The organism is Macrococcus sp. PK (assembly GCF_022501545.1).
In the GTDB taxonomy this organism is placed as follows: Bacteria; Bacillota; Bacilli; order Staphylococcales; family Staphylococcaceae; genus Macrococcoides; species Macrococcoides epidermidis.
On sequence record NZ_JAEPRF010000006.1, the window covers coordinates 118,091 to 134,321 of the forward strand.

A 16,231-nucleotide genomic window follows, 5' to 3' on the forward strand; every position below is an offset into this window, starting at 1 on the left:
CTCAAAGTTCTTCTTTTAATATCTTCTCCATTGTAATCAATACACCATTTTCGTCATTACTTGGTATTTCATGCTTTGCGATTGATTTAACTTTGTCATTTCCGTTTGCCATTGCAAAAGAATTTTTAGTAAGTTTTAGCATTTCAATATCATTATCACTATCACCAAACACATATAAATCATGCATTTTTGCACCCAATATATTCATTACCTTTTTAATCGCAACCGCTTTATTTATTCGTTTATGAGTAATGTCGATACAATTAAACCCACTATCTACTGCAATGCTTGACTGGCATAAAGCATTTAACTGAGCAATCAACTCTTTCATATCACCTTTTATTTCAATTGTGATTTTAGTAATATCATTCATTTCATTCAAATTATTTATAATTAAATCGTTATAATAATGCTGCATTCGACTAATAAATTGTTCTCCAGCCGCCTTATTTACATAAGATTTTTCTAATATACTAATTACATAAGAATAAATATGTTTATTATCTAAATACATTAAGACACGATTTATATCAGTTGTATCAAGAAATTGTGTATCAATTATTTCCTCTTCTCTCGCAATGACTGCACCATTAGAGCCAATAAAGTATATATCGTTGTGCTTAAAAAAAGTTTTAAGATGAGAAATGGTATTGCTACTTGCTACTATCAACTTAAATTCATCTTTATATTCCGTATTTAATTTTTCAAAATATTTCTTATCATAAGCATTATTACTATCTAGAAACGTGCCATCCATATCCACTGCAAATACTTTCATAAAATCATCCTTATTCACGTGAAACAATATTCATTTCACTTTATATTGTGTTGACTTCCCTTGTCCTACTTTTACGATAAATCCTTCTTTTTGAAGTTGTACCAATGCCCTTTCGATTGTTTTACGACTGATATCTGCCAGCATTATCTCAAGGTCTTTACGCGCGATTGGTTCAAATGATCTATTTAAAATATTCAGCACTCTATACTGCGGCGTTATTTTCTCATTTAATATTAACTGGAAATTAAAATCTAAAGCTTCGTAAGATTCGATTATTTTTTTAAAGTAATAATTCATAAAAGCCTTTATATCCTCAAAAGGAAAATAATCAATATTCTTTTTCTTTAATCTTTTATAATTACCAACAATGTTTTCATAAATCAGTTTATCGATACTTTGATATTGAGTAACTAAAATATTTGATTTATATAATAGCAAATTCAATAATAAACGAGAAAATAAATGCGTATTATTAGAGAAAAGATTAATATGAATGCATTCAAATACAAATTGAAATATCTCAGTTAGTATATTTGTGTTCGGCAGATCTATTACATTATTGTAATGTATACATAATTCTTTGATAGCATCTTTTTGAGCTTCGGTAATATTGGATACTGTTTCGTCGTCTCCTAAAGACATCTCTAAATAAATTGCACAAATTGATTCATAATTGATGTCTATAAATTCATAATCCTCTACAATATATAACATCGCATCTCTAAATCCACATATCTTTGCTTCAATTTCATTATTAAATGATTTTTTAAACTGTAGCATCTGCAATAACTTTGTATCAGATACAGAATATCCAGATAAGGCACAACCATATTTTACATTGTGATATAATCCTGAAAATTTAAGTTTCTCCAATGTAGCAGTATTATATTGTAAATAAATAATTTGTTTACCTTTATACTCGTGAATTTTAGTCATTAAATTCACAGCATTAGAATTATATTTTTCCATAAATACACCTCTTTATCAGTCATTTTATTACATATGACTTATAAAATAAAGGAAAATTAAAGAGAAAAACATAATCAGTAATAAAAATAAATAATAAGAAGGATACAGTATAATAACATTTATTAGGCTATTACTTTATTATTTCAAATGTGTAGTATATAATATTTCCACCACTAAAAAATGGAGGGTATGATTATGACTTCTTTAACGATCCAACAAGCTATATTCATCTCAAGTAAATTACGTGCTCAACTTGATAATGCAACAGAAAAATTCAGAACAGAGTATCGCGTTCCGATTGCATTAAATAATAAAAGCATCATTACAGAAGAAAAAAACGCTTTAGTACATGAAACAATACACTTAATTGAAAGTTTAAAGACTGATATCTCAAATTTAAAAACAGCAATTCATAGAGCTAACTGTAATGCTCAGATTGAATTTGAAGATAAATTATACACGCCATCAGAACTCCTGGAGTCTCTTAAAATCGAAAGAAACATCGTCAACATGCTTGAAAATAACATTTCATTTGGATATGGACAGGAGCGAATTAAAGCTGTTGCTGGTGTTGGAATCGTTGAAGAAGGTATTATCGATGAAAAATACGTTCGTAGCTATATCGAGCAATTAGAATCCTCTGCCAACAATAAATCAATGTTAATCGATCGTTTTAATAATGAGTATACAATAGAAGTTGAGATGAATAATCAAGTATAATTGTCTTCCTACTTATTAGATGTTTAGATTAACTACATCTCATGGTTATTCTTCTTTGGTAGAAAGTCTTATTTTGTCATTGAATGGAGCCGTTTTTCGTTTTACTTATCATTTACGTCTTACGTATACGAAGATTACGGAACCCAATTTTTGATCTTTTAACTTTCGATGGGTGTAAACCAAAAACGCAGAATAGCTCGTTTTGCCTTTCAACTATTCAAAAGAGGATTAGACATTGTCTAACCCTCTTTCTTCACATATATTCTTGTTTAATAGTTACCTGGACACCAGATTCGACCATTTGGACAAGGTTTTGTCGTTGGTCTTTCAGTAGTACGTTGCTCAGTTGTTGCCTGTTCAGTTGTCGGTGATTCGGTAGTTGGTAGTTCAGTTGAAGGTTCTTCCGTTGATGGTGTTGTAACAGTATTTCCGACTTCAACATATTTGATATTTTGACCTTTATCAGTTGGTACTTTAAATGAATCTTGTGCATCAAATACTACTGAACCTCCCGGAGCTAATGCTGATGGTAGATTTATAATATGAATTGGTTTAATTGAACTAAAGCCAGACTCACCTTTAAATCCAAATTTACCTGTGTTTTCTTTCTTTTCTAATGCAATTCTAAAATTCGTCAAAAATTCGCCTACAGACATTGTTGGACTAATATGTTTATGAATCGCACGTTGTAATGTTTCAATCGTTGTACCTTGATCTTCTAATATTTCCTTAAATATAGCATCACCATTATCAGATTGTGTTCTTAAGTATTGTCCGAAGAGATATGATAATGAATAATTTGATAGTACATCATCATTATTATTCCATTGTAAGACAGATCTACCATTGGCAATTGTCATTGATTTATTAAAATAATCAATACGTTTTGTTAATACTTCTTTAGAATATATTTGTTCTGCTGCCATCGAAAATGCTTCATTTAACCACGTATCCATCTTACCTGTTATAAAGTCACCTCTCTCAACAATGACATTTCGATTAAAATTAACCATATGTTGATACTCATGTGCTAAAGTCGTATATATTTTTGTAACGTCCATCTCTGCATTTTTACCCATTGATGGATACGTGTCCATGTAAAAAGTTTCTGATAAGTTAGAACCCTGCATCATTAATAGATCTCTCGGATGAAAATAGCCTCCAACATAACTTTTTGTCGTTTCATAATCATCTTTAATATCGAAAACTAAAATGTTTATTTTTCCATTCTTATCTATATCTGATGGTTTTGAAAATTTAGACTCTACGAGTGGTGCAATCTTATTATCAAATTCCTGACCAATTTGTGTTGCTTTTGCTTCTGTTACACGGTTATCTGCTACCCATACTTGTGCTTTAGAACCATCATAAAATAATTTTGCTGTCGTTTTCTCATCGGCTTTTGTCACTGTGCTTATTGTAGTAAACACACGCGTATCACCCTTTTTATAATCATTAGTAATTGTAGGTATCTCTGCTTTACTTTGTGTACGTAAAGATTGACTTACCTTTGGTACATCAAAAGTTTTATCAATCTTGTGAATCTCCTGATCTTTGTTAACAATTGAAGTAATATTTTTAGTAGCCATTTTAGGATAAAGCATATTAGTATTTATCGTACCTATGTTTTCCGAAGTTCCAAGTCGATTCGTATTTTCGTTATTAATGATATACGTTTTTGCATCTGCGTTTGAAGTCATTGATGAAACGAGCGTAATTGTTGTTAATCCTGTAATCGTATATTGAAGTAACTTTTTCATTATGAAGCTCCTTTATGTTTTATTTATTAAATTCAATATATATTGTTAATTAATTATTTACAATACTCTGAATATTACTTTGCGGTATACCGCAAAGTAATATTCTTTGTTTAAAGTATCAAATTTAATCTATATCACTTTGATATAAAAGGATTAACCAGCATTTTTAACTTTTTATTAACATCATAATATTTGTTCAATTGTCACAAATAACAAAACCCTCTATGCATTAAATTTTGCATAAAGGGCTTGTGATTACAATTTCGCTATAAAATTTTTGGCAACCTTTAGTTCGTATTGATTACATATATCGATCATTGATTGCAAATCAACTGAATATGGCATTTCACTGATAATTTCATCTAACTTTAGCGGTACTTCTGTATGGATTGCTGCAAGTTGATGAGAAAGCTTTAAAGCATCTGCTGCTTCATTGATTTTATTTTGCTGTCCTTTCGGAAGTTCATCAATATGATCAAGTACACCTTCAACACTACCATATGTCTGAATTAATTTAAATGCTGTTTTTTCACCAATACCCTTCACACCAGGATATCCATCTGCAGTATCACCCATAAACGCTTTAACATCAATTAATTGCTTTGGCTGAATTTGATATTCTTCGATAAATCGAGCCTTATCATATTTATTGTAAATATTAAATCCTTTTTTTGTTAACCATACTTCTATATGATCATCCAGTATTTGAAGTAAATCACGATCGCCACTTATTACTTTTATATCATATGTGTTATCTAGCGCATTTGCTAACGTCCCAATGACATCGTCAGCTTCGAAATTTTGTATGCCAATATTATGAAATCCGAGTTGTCTTGAGATTTCCTGCACCATATCAAATTGAGGAATCAACTCGTCTTGTGGTGCTGGACGATGAGATTTGTAGTTAGGATCGATTTCGTTTCTAAATGTTTTAGCCCCCATATCCCAACAGACTATTACATGATGGGCATCGGTGTCATGAATCGCACTTACAACATGTCTTACAAATCCTTGAACACCGTTTGTAGGAACACCTTCTGAATTTTTCATATAGTTTTTGTGTAAGCTTGTAGCGAAGAAATGACGAAATAACAATGCCATTCCATCAACGATTAATAAATTGTTCATTTTATTCACCAGTTTCTATTTGATTTGGATATTTTGACACCCACTCTGAATAACTTCCTGCATATAGTCTGACATTTTGATCTAACGTCTTTAAAGCGACATATAATGGTGTCGCACTTAAGCCTGAACCACAATAAATAATGCTTTCTTTCCCTAAAACATTTTTGAAGACATTTCTTAGTGTTTCGTCATCTTTCGGTACACCATTTGCATACACTTCACTAAAAGGAATATTGATTGCTGACGGAATATGCCCCGCAATCTTATCCATTGGTTCAACTTCGCCAATATAGCGTTCATGGGCACGTGCATCAATAAGTACGACATCTTCTTGAGGAGCCTTAATTAAGCATTGGATATTTTTACAGAAAGTGATGATATCTTTATTAAAATTTTGGTTTAAATCTCTATTTGCTAATTCTTTATATTTTTCCACCGCCATTTCATACTCTTTGTCGGTGCATTTATAAAATTTTAATGTTGCATGCTGTTTTCCTTCAATTGGATCTTTAGTCGACTTCTCAAACAGTTTCAAATCTTCATAACCTTCCTGTATAATGAAACATTCAAGACCTACAAGATGACACAGAAATACAAATCGAGTGCCATAAAAACTATTGCGATTATCATAGCCTATTATCGTCTTTCCTTGAGCAAATGCTTCAACAATATCAATAAAATCATTTAAATCAGGTAATGGATGTCGTCCACCTGAAAGAGGATTGTTACCCATTAAAAATGAATGAATATACGCTGCTCCTTCAATTCTTTCTTCATGATAGTTTTGAATACTTTGTTCTAAATTGTCCATTATACCTCGACAATCAAATAGTACCGCATCATTATTTTGTACCAGTTTATATGCTTCTTGTTCTTTTATCCATATTTTCATGATTACACCTCTATTTTTTGAAACGCTTCTGAAACTTCTTCTTTTAAAGCATGATCAATTTGTTGTTGCATTTTATCATGCATTGTTTGATGCATCATTTTATTTTTTTCTGAAATATAATTAGATAATTTTATTGCTTTGTCGTCAATAAGTTTTAAAATTTCATTTTCATACATATCAATTACTCTAATTAGCGTTTGTATCGTTTTTTGGTGTATTTCTTCATACAGTTCAGTTTTCAATGCCTGATTCATCAACTGTTTCTGCTTAATATTTCCTAAGTTTATTGTATGAATTTCATCAGTTAGCTTACTAATACTTACGTCATTAGGATTTAGTAATTGTTCTTTATATTGTAAATCTTCATAAATCTCTTGTTGTTCTAATTGTTTCGATAATACTTGACTTACCTGATTGAAGTTCAACTGTACACCCTTATTTAATCTCGGCATAATCAAATATAAGTCTTCATTTAATTTTTGTTGAACAGCATGTAAATAACTTTGATGTACTATAGACAAATCAGAAGAGGTATTGATTTCTTCTTTTAGGACATCATACAGCTGTATTTTCATCTTGTCTTTAAGATATGTTGTTTGTTCTGTCAATGTATCTTTTACTGAACGTATTACAGTATCTTTTACATTTAAATCGATTGGACCAGATGCTAACCACTCTGTGTAATACTGATTTCTTATTTGTATTTGATTTTCGTACTGATCATAATTACTAACAAGTGCTTTTGCTTTTTCGTATAAAACAGATGTCTGGTGATTAATTTGCTTGATTTTCTGTTGTTTACTTGTTGTAGTTACAAATTGTTCAATCGCAGTTTTAAAGATAGTAAATTTCTCATCATAAACATTTAATGCATTACGACTTGATACTGGATAAATAGGATCATCAATCTTTAAGGTTTGTAACTCGCTTGCTAAATAATCTACAACTGAACTTAATTCCTGGTCATCTTTTGCTAAATCTACTGCATTAATAACAAAGAAATTCTGACTATCTTCGTTTATTATTTCTACTTCATTTAAATAGGAAAGAAATGCTTTATCTTTTTCTGTATAGACATGATTATAATATGAAACATAGATTAATAAATCACTATCAGCAATTATTTCCGTTGTTTCTTTAGTATGACGGCTATTCGTACTACCAGTTCCTGGTGAATCAATAATGATTTTATCTTTAAGAAAATCATTTTGTATTCCGAGTGTTATCTTCTGTACAAAAGCTGCATGAGCATCTTCTGCGGTAAACTGCTCAATTTCATCATCACCTACTTCGATTGTTGTCTGATTGTCTAAATATTTAGCATAAAAATCATAATTTTGAATAATCGCTTCAGCAAAATTTCTGTTTTGAGCAGTAAGCTGATCAAGGTTATCTTTAAATCGTTTGATCCATTGACGAATTGAAGATACTTCTATCGTTGAAGTTAACATCATATCATTTAATGATTTTAATATATCTTTTTCTAGCTTAAATGTAACATAATTCTTATTGCCATATTGAATCTCTGTAATTGAAGCAGTTGTCGGATTTGGAGAGGATATCAATATTTCTTCCTTTAGAAGTGCATTGATCATCGCACTTTTCCCTGCACTAAATGCGCCAAATACAACAATTTTAGTTATATTTTGATTCAATCGTTCAATTTGTGCATTTATTTTCTTTATATCAGTCTTGAAATACGAAACATCAGACAAATGTTGAAGTATTGATTTACTTAAATTTAAATCCTCATTTTCATTAGTATCTAATTTATTAATTTTTGAAATTTCTGTTGGTTGTTCATCACGCATTTCAAAAGTGACATATTTTCTATCAATTAATTTATCTACTGATTCATCAACATGAATATAATAGTGTAAATAGTTTTTTGTAGTGATTGATTTTAATAATGATTCATTCTCAAAATATTCATCAAACTTCACAGTTTCTTCACTAAACTCATTATTTGTATTTAAAATAGACATATTTATATTTTTTATGAACTGGTCATGCCATTTCTTTTGCTGGTTAACAATCTTGCGTTCGATGAATAATTTTAATTCCTCTGAATAGATTAATACATAATCATTTGTGATAGAAGTTTGTTGCTTAATTAACTCCTTAACATCATCTTGTGATATTTTAAAAACAAGTTCATTGATCATATTTGGATTAATTAAGTATTTTGAGAATTGACCATAATATTCTTTTAGCTGAAATGTAATTTGTTTCTCAATCAGAGCATTCAGTGATGCAACAACAGTTTCCACTTTTTCATCCTGAATCGCCAGCAATTTTGCTTTTTTACCAAATAGTCCAGGTACTTTATAGTTATCTGCAAAAGTTTCGAGCATCTCACGATTTTTCTCGCGCATTTCAAATGGCATTAAATAAGCATTTTTAATAATATCTTTCACACTATTCAACAATAGCTGTGCGTTATTTGCATCAGTTAATATCGCCTGTTCAGCATTCATTGCTACATTAGCACTTGCTTTCTCGTATGCAGTATCTATTTCATCTTCGTTAACATTCATAGTGGATAGTAAATTCGCTTTAATTTCATTCAGATAATGTATTTGTGCCGTTTCAATATATTCAATCATACGTTCAAAATAATGCGCTTTGTTTGTTTCTGCAATGTGTGCATAGCGCGTCATTAAAGGAATCACATTATCAATTTCATTATTAACACTATCATAAATTGATGTATATAAAATATGCTCAATCTTAAGTTGCCAACGTTCAATATTATCATTTATAGCAGTTTTAAAATCTTCAAATGATAATTCTTCTTCCTGATGTTTATCAATCTGATTTATTATCAACACGACTGGGACGTTTAATTGATTTAATGCTCTAATTTGATCAAAGTTTTTTTCTGAATTTACATGATTATACTCAACCGTATAAAAAACAACATCACTTATAAGTAAAAATTTCATTGTACTTGCTTCATGGTTTTTAAATGTTGCATCAATTCCTGGAGTATCCTGAATAACGGTACCATTATTAAATAGATGAGAAGATTTTTTAATTTCAACGGATTCTATTTTATGGTTAAGTGTATTTACTCTTTTTATATCTTCATATTGATTTAAATCACTATATGTATGATTATCAAGATTGATGCGTACATTTTTAGTGTCACTGATAATAATCTGAGCTGTATTACTTGTTGTAGGTACTGGTGAACTCGGTAAAATATTCTCATTAAATATATGATTGATTAATGATGATTTACCTGATGAAAAATGCCCGATGAAGCTAATAACAACTTGTTCCTGATGTACTTTTTTAATGATTTCATTGATTTGTTCTACTAAAATCACATTATTCGACTTCTCTACTTCTTTTTTTAATTGATATAATTGCTTGATCTGCTCATGATGTTTCATAACATACCTCATTTATATATATTTATTTGTGAAATTTTTAACGAAAATAAAAAAAGTGTGATATTTATCACATTAATAAACTTTGTACTCTATTATTATAAAGAAAGAAAAGCTATTAAGAAAGGGTGTTCATTATGGCAGAGGATAAAAATTTAAATCAATCACATGATCCGATTCAGGTTAATGAAGAAGTTCATCATGATTTAGATTTAAGAGGCACAATGGCGTCAGTATTATTTTTAGGCGCTGTGTTTGTTGTAACATGGTTTGCAATTTTTATTTTATTTTTAGAACGTGTATAGGAGGGGAATATTTTGCATAAGTTAGAGAAAATTTGGCTTGGATTAGGTATGGGATCACTTGTTTTATTTTTAGGTATTATTTTTGTTTCTGCAATACATAGCGGTCATGAGCCAATTGCCAGTGGTCGAGAATTTATTGATCCAGAATTAATTGATAAACATGAAGTATTCAGCAAACCTGGGTTACATAAAGTGGAAGGTAAAGATTGGGATTACGAATTAGTATTCGTTGTTTCTGCTTTTAACTATAACCCAGGGGAAGTTGAAATTCCAAAAGGTGCAAAAGTAAAAATTATCGCAACAAGTCGTGATGTCGTTCACGGTTTTGAAATTGCACAAACAAACGTTAACATGATGATTGAGCCAGGTCACATTTCAACATTCGTAAAAACATTTGATAAAAAAGGTGAATACTTATTATTATGTAACGAATATTGTGGAACTGGACATGCAGACATGAAGTCAAACATTAAGGTGGTAGATAAGAAATGAACGCATTCAAATTAGATAGCGGCGTATTTGACGATCGCTCTACTTATAGAAACCATCATGCCGAAGAAATGGCAGAACGTGTAGAAATGGACCGTAAAGATGGTAAATTAATTATGGCACATATGTATGTAGCAATTGTGTGTTTAATCATTGGAGGACTGGCTGGTCTTCTACAAACATTAGTACGTTCAGGACAATTAAAATTACCAGCTGGTATCGGTTATTATCAAATATTAACGGTTCATGGTATTATTTTAGCTTTAGTTTTAACAACATTCTTTATTATGGGATTTCAGACTGCAGCAATTATTAGAACATGTGGAAAGTTATCTCCTTTACAAAGAAAACTAATTTGGTTAGGTTTTTGGGTAATGTTATTAGGTACTGCAATGGCAGCTACAATGGTATTACTTAATAAAGCAACTGTTTTATATACATTCTATGCGCCACTTAAAGCACATGTTATCTTCTATGTAGGTATGGCATTAGTCGTTGTAGGTTCTTGGATTTCTGCAGCAGGACAAATCATGCGCTATGCACAATGGAGAAAAGAACATAAAGGGCAAAAATCACCGTTACTTTCTTATATGGCTGTTATTAACAATGTTATGTGGATTGTATGTTCTATCGGTGTTGCAGCAACTGTATTATTACAAATGATTCCTTGGTCATTAGGTTTAGTTGAACGTATCGACGTTTCACTTAGTCGTACATTATTCTGGTACTTTGGACATGCATTAGTTTATTTCTGGTTATTACCAGCATACATGTCATGGTATGCTGTTGTTCCAAAAATTATCGGTGCTAAAGCTTTTAGTGATAATTTAGCACGTATGAGTTTTATGTTATTCTTATTCTTCTCAATTCCAGTAGGTATTCACCATCAGTTAACTGAACCTGGTATTGATGTTACTTGGAAATATGTTCAAGTTGTATTAACATTTATGGTTGTAATTCCATCATTAATGACTGCATTCAGTTTATTTGCAACTTTTGAAGCATATGGACGTAAAGTTGGTGCAAAAGGATTATTTGGATGGATTAAAACTTTACCATGGAATGATGCACGTTTCGTATTACCATTCATCGGAATGGCAGCATTTATCCCTGGTGGTGCAGGCGGTTTAGTTAACGCTTCAGCTCAAATGGACCAAGTTGTACATAACACAATCTGGATTACTGGGCACTTCCATTTAACAGTAGCAACAGCAGTTATCTTAACGTTCTTTGGTACAATGTACTGGTTAATACCCCATGCTACAGGTCGTGTCATGACAAAAGCAATCAACAGATTAGCAATTATTCAAGGTGTTATGTGGGCTATCGGTATGTCAATCATGTCTGGTGCAATGCACTATATCGGATTATTTGGGGCGCCTCGTCGTTCTACTTATTCTGAATATGGTGGTTCAAAAATTGCAGCTGAGTGGATTCCTTACCAGGTAATGCAAGCAGTTGGAGGTACAATTTTATTTATCTCTATCATCTTAGTAGTTATCGTGTTCATTCAGTTAGCATTCTTTGCTCCTAAAGGATATGAAGCATTCCCAGTTTCAGTTGCAATGGATGAAGCAGCACCTGCTTATAAATTCGTTGAAAACTGGAAATTCTTAATTATCGTTACGATTGCATTAATTTTAGTAGCGTATACAGTACCTATTGGACAAATGTTTATGGATCCACCTCCTGGTGCTAAAGGTATGGGTGAAGGAAAACTTTGGTAAAATTAAAACATCAAGCGAAAGCTTGATGTTTTTTTATTTTTATATTCATTATTTCTCACTATTAATTTCATCTATTATTTCTTTAATCGCATTAAAACTTTCTTTTTTTAATCCAAAATCAAACGTATTATTGATTACCATCAGTTCATCAAATCGATACGTTTCATATAATTTTTTAATTTCATATTTAACTTCTTCTTTTATTCCAATAAAATAACGTCCTCTGTTCTTCTCAATGATACGTAAATCCTCTTCACTATAATCATTTTTATTAACCTGTTCCATTGAAGGGATAACAGTATCTCTACCTTTAGTAACATTTAATAACCAATGATCTAATATACGTCTTTGCATCTCTTTTTCTGCATCATCTTTCACAACAATGATAAATGTACAAAATATCGTATATGCGCGTTTCATAAATGCATTAGGAATAAACCCCTGTTGATAAATTTTTATTGCACTGTCTCGATATTTATCACTGATAAAATTACCGAAAACAAAACCTATCCCTAATTTTGCAGCCCTTTTAGCACCATTATCAGTCAACCCTAACGTAAAAATTTCTGGATGATTTTCAATCCTAGGTCCAGCTTTAACTCCTCGATAGTGATGTTCTATAGGTAAAGTGTTACGCATAAATCCTAAAAACTCTTCTAGCATTCTATCGTAATCTCTCACCTTACTTGCGCCACCGTCAGTTAAGGCTTTTCTCGTAATTTCACTTCCACCTGGAGAATTTCCTAGGCCAATTGTCACACGACCAGGAAACATCACTTCTAGTAAATTTGCATTTTCAGCGATCTTATAAGGACTATATTGCGGTAAAAGAATACCTGCAGAACCTATATTTATCGTAGAAGTTACTGATAATAATCGTGTCATAAGTATTTCTGGTGAATTGCTAATTAATCCAGTCGTATTATGATGTTCAGCAACAAAATATCGATCATACTTCAACTCTTCCGCAAATTGTACAAGCTCAATCGTATGCGCTAAGGCATCCATCGGTGTTTCTCCACGTGTCATTGGGACTTGATCTAATATACTTAATTTCAATGTATTTTCACCTTCTTTTCAATACATTTATCATAAACAAAAAACCACACAAAACATATATTTATGCTTTGTGTGGTTACATTTATTTAAAGGTTTGTCGACAGCCTCTTTTATCTCTCGCCCCAGTATTGATAATAGGTACATTCAATGTATCCATTAAATAATTTTCGACGTTTTGTCGCTTTTTTGCCAACTAATACTTCAAAAGTCTTTAAACTTGTCAAAATATATAGTGACCATTTAGGATTTTTTTCAATCAGTTCTCCTAAATACGTATACATTGCTTCCACTTCCGCTCTCTCTCCGATACGTTCGCCATACGGCGGATTACCAACAATTGCACCCTTTTCACTGTTTAATGTAAGATCATGAACATTCATTTGTTTAAATTCAATGATATCTCCAAAGCCTACTTCAATCGCATTATTACGCGCAATTTCAACCATGTTCGGATCAATATCACTTGCTGTAATCGATATTTCTTTATCATATTCAGCAACTTCTTCTGCCTTAACACGTTCTTCATCGTACATACCTTCAGGAATGATATCCCAGTTTTCACTCACAAAATCTCTGTTAAATCCTGGTGCAATATTTTGAGCGATCATTGCTGCTTCAATTGCAATTGTTCCTGAACCACAGAAAGGATCAATAAATGGTATTTCTCCTTTCCAGTTAGATAACAATACAAGTGCAGCTGCTAACGTTTCTTTCATCGGTGCTTCACCTTGTGCGAGACGGTATCCACGTTTATGTAATCCGGCTCCTGAAGTATCGATTGTAAGTAATACTTCATCTTTAAGAATCGCAACTTCAACTTTATATAATGCCCCGTCTTCACGTAACCATCCTTGCTGGTTGTGGGCTTTTTTTAGACGTTCAACAATTGCTTTCTTAACAATTGCCTGGCAGTCAGGTACACTGAATAACTTTGATTTTAAACTACGTCCCTGCACAGGAAAACTTCCATTTTCACTGATATAATTTTCCCACGGTATATCTTTTGTTTGATCGAACAATTGTTCGAAAGTTGTAGCATAGAAACGTCCTACAACAAGTTTAACGCGATCTGCGCTGCGTAACCAAAGATTTGATTTAACGATTGCGCGTGCATCACCCTGATATAATACACGTCCATTCTCTGTTGTCGTTTCATATCCAAGGGCCTGAACTTCTTTCGCTGCAACAGCTTCCATCCCCATAGGTGTAGTGGCTAGTAATTGATACATAATTTCCTCCAAGTTTACATAATACTTTTATAGTAGAATGTAATGTTTATTAATTCCATTGTAACACGATAAATACGTTCAATAAATAAAAAAAGTCCCCCATTATAAATGGAGGACATCTAGAAAGATATCTCTATAAGCCATGTTCTGTTCCTTAGTACTGCAAATGAGCCTAGATACTCTCGTACGCCGGTGATAATCATCTGTCTGTATTTTCATACCTCTTCTATACGTTCATTTCCGCTAGAAAAGTGCTCCTACCAAATTTGGATTGCTCACTCGAGGGGTTTACCGCGTTCCACCTTTTCTATTTCTAGAAAAGCTACGTCACTGTGGCACTTTCAAGTTACTCAGACCATATCATAGACTTAGGTCTATTCACTGCCGTCAAATTAATGCCCTGGCTTATTGTTTCACCAGGCACGATCACTACAGCCATCTCAGGCATGTGTGAGCATGGACTTTCCTCTATACAAAGTATAGCGATTATCCGAGATATCTTTTAACATTATTAAATTATAGCATCAAATGCATTGAATTGCGATGACTATTATTTACCGAACACTGCTTTTTCAAGATTAGAAATACGTTTTAATAAATCGTAGTTATTCGGTGTTTGTTGCTGATGATCACTTCTACCTGTTGCAACACGCATACGAAGGTTTTCAATTTCACGTTTCAATTTTGAATTTTCATCAGAAAGCTTTAATAATTGATTGTTCATGTCTGCCATCTTTTGATAGTCTTCTATCACTTCATCTAGAAAACTATCTACATCTTCCGGTTTAAAACCGCGTACCATCGTTCTTTCAAATTCTTTTTCATAAATATCTTTTGCAGATAATTTTAAATTCATTTCTGACATAATAACACCTCTAATTTTCTTGTTCTCTCGTATATTCATCTATAAAATCTGATAAGTCGAAAAAACTGATACTATCCATAGTATATTGATTTTCTGTCATAAAATCAATGAGCGTTCTTTTAAAGAATTTAGGACTTGCTTCATGCTCTTCGTCATAAAATAATAAAGTACCTTCAGTATTATCCAAAATGAACTGATTCGCCTGACTAAACATATATCCACCTTTATAAGTATCCTGAAACACACTATTTATATAATCTGCTTTACTGATAATCTGTTGATAGTATAATTGATTTTCTTCATTCCATTTTTCTGTGTGACTTAAAAATGGCGTGATAATGCCCAATTTAATATCATATTGTTTTTTTAATCGAATCGTTACTTCAGCTGCCCATAATTCCGTACCTAAATTCCCTTGAATAATGACCCATTCAAGACCTTCTTCAATATATGATTTAATTTTATCCTGAAGGAAGAGTTTTATATATCGTACTTCAGGCTGATTATTTTTAAAAATACCAATCTCATACGGTTTATATCCAGTTATATATAAAGTCTTCATTACTATATCCTTAAACTTTTCCTATTACTCTGTTGATATATTGAAGATCATGATTGACTGCTTTGAATTTGTCAATAAATATTTTTTTACTCGTCTTATCAAAAAAACAATCGACAGATAACTCTCGAATATATAGCATCAGCAATGATAATTTCTTTTCATTCATTAAAGGTAAAGATAATATCTCTTCTTTATAATTATTTAATTGATTTAAATTTGCATCTACTTGTTCAGTAAATGGTTGTACATCAATAACAAAGTTAAATATTTCACCATTTTTTGCGCTATGAAAGTACTGATCAATCTGTTGCATATTTTCAATTAAACTTTTAATACAATTTTGTAACATTTAA

15 protein-coding genes and 1 other RNA gene are annotated in these 16,231 nt (G+C 31.5%); 4 read left to right on the forward strand and 12 right to left on the reverse strand.

Annotated features, from left to right (window positions below; all coding sequences use genetic code 11):
* Position 1: 1 nt before the first annotated feature.
* Both JJJ02_RS05335 and JJJ02_RS05340 read right to left on the reverse strand, forming a co-directional pair.
* Entirely contained in the window at positions 2–778 is a 777-nt protein-coding gene (locus tag JJJ02_RS05335) for a Cof-type HAD-IIB family hydrolase (RefSeq protein WP_240837851.1), read from the reverse strand.
* A 30-nt stretch (positions 779–808) separates the two neighbouring features.
* Positions 809–1,747 carry a Fic family protein gene (locus tag JJJ02_RS05340; protein WP_240837852.1) on the reverse strand — a complete coding sequence of 313 codons (939 nt, stop codon included), beginning with the start codon at positions 1,745–1,747 and terminating at the stop codon, positions 809–811.
* Positions 1,748–1,942: 195 nt separating this feature from the next.
* On the opposite strand from JJJ02_RS05340, the gene JJJ02_RS05345 reads away from it, so the two are divergent.
* Complete coding sequence (locus JJJ02_RS05345) at positions 1,943–2,467, forward strand: hypothetical protein (RefSeq protein ID WP_240837854.1); 525 nt, start codon at positions 1,943–1,945, stop codon at positions 2,465–2,467.
* Positions 2,468–2,736: 269 nt separating this feature from the next.
* On the opposite strand, the gene JJJ02_RS05350 is transcribed toward JJJ02_RS05345, so the two are convergent.
* The 4 genes from JJJ02_RS05350 to JJJ02_RS05365 form a co-directional block, all read right to left on the reverse strand.
* Positions 2,737–4,227 (reverse strand): M30 family zinc metallopeptidase, encoded by a 1,491-nt coding sequence (locus JJJ02_RS05350; protein ID WP_240837856.1) that lies wholly within the window; start codon positions 4,225–4,227, stop codon positions 2,737–2,739.
* 255 nt (positions 4,228–4,482) lie between these two features.
* A complete protein-coding gene (locus JJJ02_RS05355) occupies positions 4,483–5,355 on the reverse strand; it encodes a 5'-3' exonuclease (protein ID WP_239243001.1) in 873 nt (290 codons plus the stop codon).
* Position 5,356: 1 nt separating this feature from the next.
* On the reverse strand, positions 5,357–6,247 hold the full coding sequence (locus JJJ02_RS05360) for a sulfurtransferase (protein ID WP_240837858.1): 891 nt from the start codon (positions 6,245–6,247) through the stop codon (positions 5,357–5,359).
* A gap of 2 nt (positions 6,248–6,249) precedes the next feature.
* Positions 6,250–9,645 (reverse strand): dynamin family protein, encoded by a 3,396-nt coding sequence (locus JJJ02_RS05365; RefSeq protein WP_240837860.1) that lies wholly within the window; start codon positions 9,643–9,645, stop codon positions 6,250–6,252.
* A 134-nt stretch (positions 9,646–9,779) separates the two neighbouring features.
* Here JJJ02_RS05365 and JJJ02_RS05370 point away from each other — a divergent pair, with 134 nt between their 5' ends.
* The 3 genes from JJJ02_RS05370 (at position 9,780) to JJJ02_RS05380 (ending at position 12,163) form a co-directional block, all read left to right on the forward strand.
* On the forward strand, positions 9,780–9,947 hold the full coding sequence (locus tag JJJ02_RS05370; protein ID WP_096076475.1) for a cytochrome c oxidase subunit 2A: 168 nt from the start codon (positions 9,780–9,782) through the stop codon (positions 9,945–9,947).
* 12 nt (positions 9,948–9,959) lie between these two features.
* Positions 9,960–10,439, forward strand: a complete 480-nt coding sequence (locus tag JJJ02_RS05375) for a cupredoxin domain-containing protein (protein ID WP_239243004.1) — start codon at positions 9,960–9,962, stop codon at positions 10,437–10,439.
* A 68-nt stretch (positions 10,440–10,507) separates the two neighbouring features.
* On the forward strand, positions 10,508–12,163 hold the full coding sequence (locus tag JJJ02_RS05380) for a b(o/a)3-type cytochrome-c oxidase subunit 1 (protein ID WP_240837912.1): 1,656 nt from the start codon (positions 10,508–10,510) through the stop codon (positions 12,161–12,163).
* A 48-nt stretch (positions 12,164–12,211) separates the two neighbouring features.
* Here JJJ02_RS05380 and JJJ02_RS05385 read toward each other — a convergent pair whose 3' ends face one another.
* From JJJ02_RS05385 to JJJ02_RS05410, 6 genes are all read right to left on the reverse strand, one after another.
* Positions 12,212–13,222 carry an MsnO8 family LLM class oxidoreductase gene (locus tag JJJ02_RS05385; protein WP_240837862.1) on the reverse strand — a complete coding sequence of 337 codons (1,011 nt, stop codon included), beginning with the start codon at positions 13,220–13,222 and terminating at the stop codon, positions 12,212–12,214.
* 110 nt (positions 13,223–13,332) lie between these two features.
* Entirely contained in the window at positions 13,333–14,451 is a 1,119-nt protein-coding gene (locus JJJ02_RS05390) for a THUMP domain-containing class I SAM-dependent RNA methyltransferase (protein WP_240837864.1), read from the reverse strand.
* Between the two features lie 131 nt (positions 14,452–14,582).
* Positions 14,583–14,949, reverse strand: an RNA gene (gene rnpB / locus JJJ02_RS05395) — RNase P RNA component class B.
* Between the two features lie 52 nt (positions 14,950–15,001).
* Positions 15,002–15,316 (reverse strand): cell division regulator GpsB, encoded by a 315-nt coding sequence (gene gpsB, locus JJJ02_RS05400; RefSeq protein WP_099578161.1) that lies wholly within the window; start codon positions 15,314–15,316, stop codon positions 15,002–15,004.
* 10 nt (positions 15,317–15,326) lie between these two features.
* Complete coding sequence (locus JJJ02_RS05405) at positions 15,327–15,878, reverse strand: SLOG family protein (protein ID WP_240837866.1); 552 nt, start codon at positions 15,876–15,878, stop codon at positions 15,327–15,329.
* A 10-nt stretch (positions 15,879–15,888) separates the two neighbouring features.
* Complete coding sequence (locus JJJ02_RS05410) at positions 15,889–16,227, reverse strand: DUF1798 family protein (RefSeq protein WP_240837868.1); 339 nt, start codon at positions 16,225–16,227, stop codon at positions 15,889–15,891.
* Positions 16,228–16,231 lie beyond the last annotated feature (4 nt).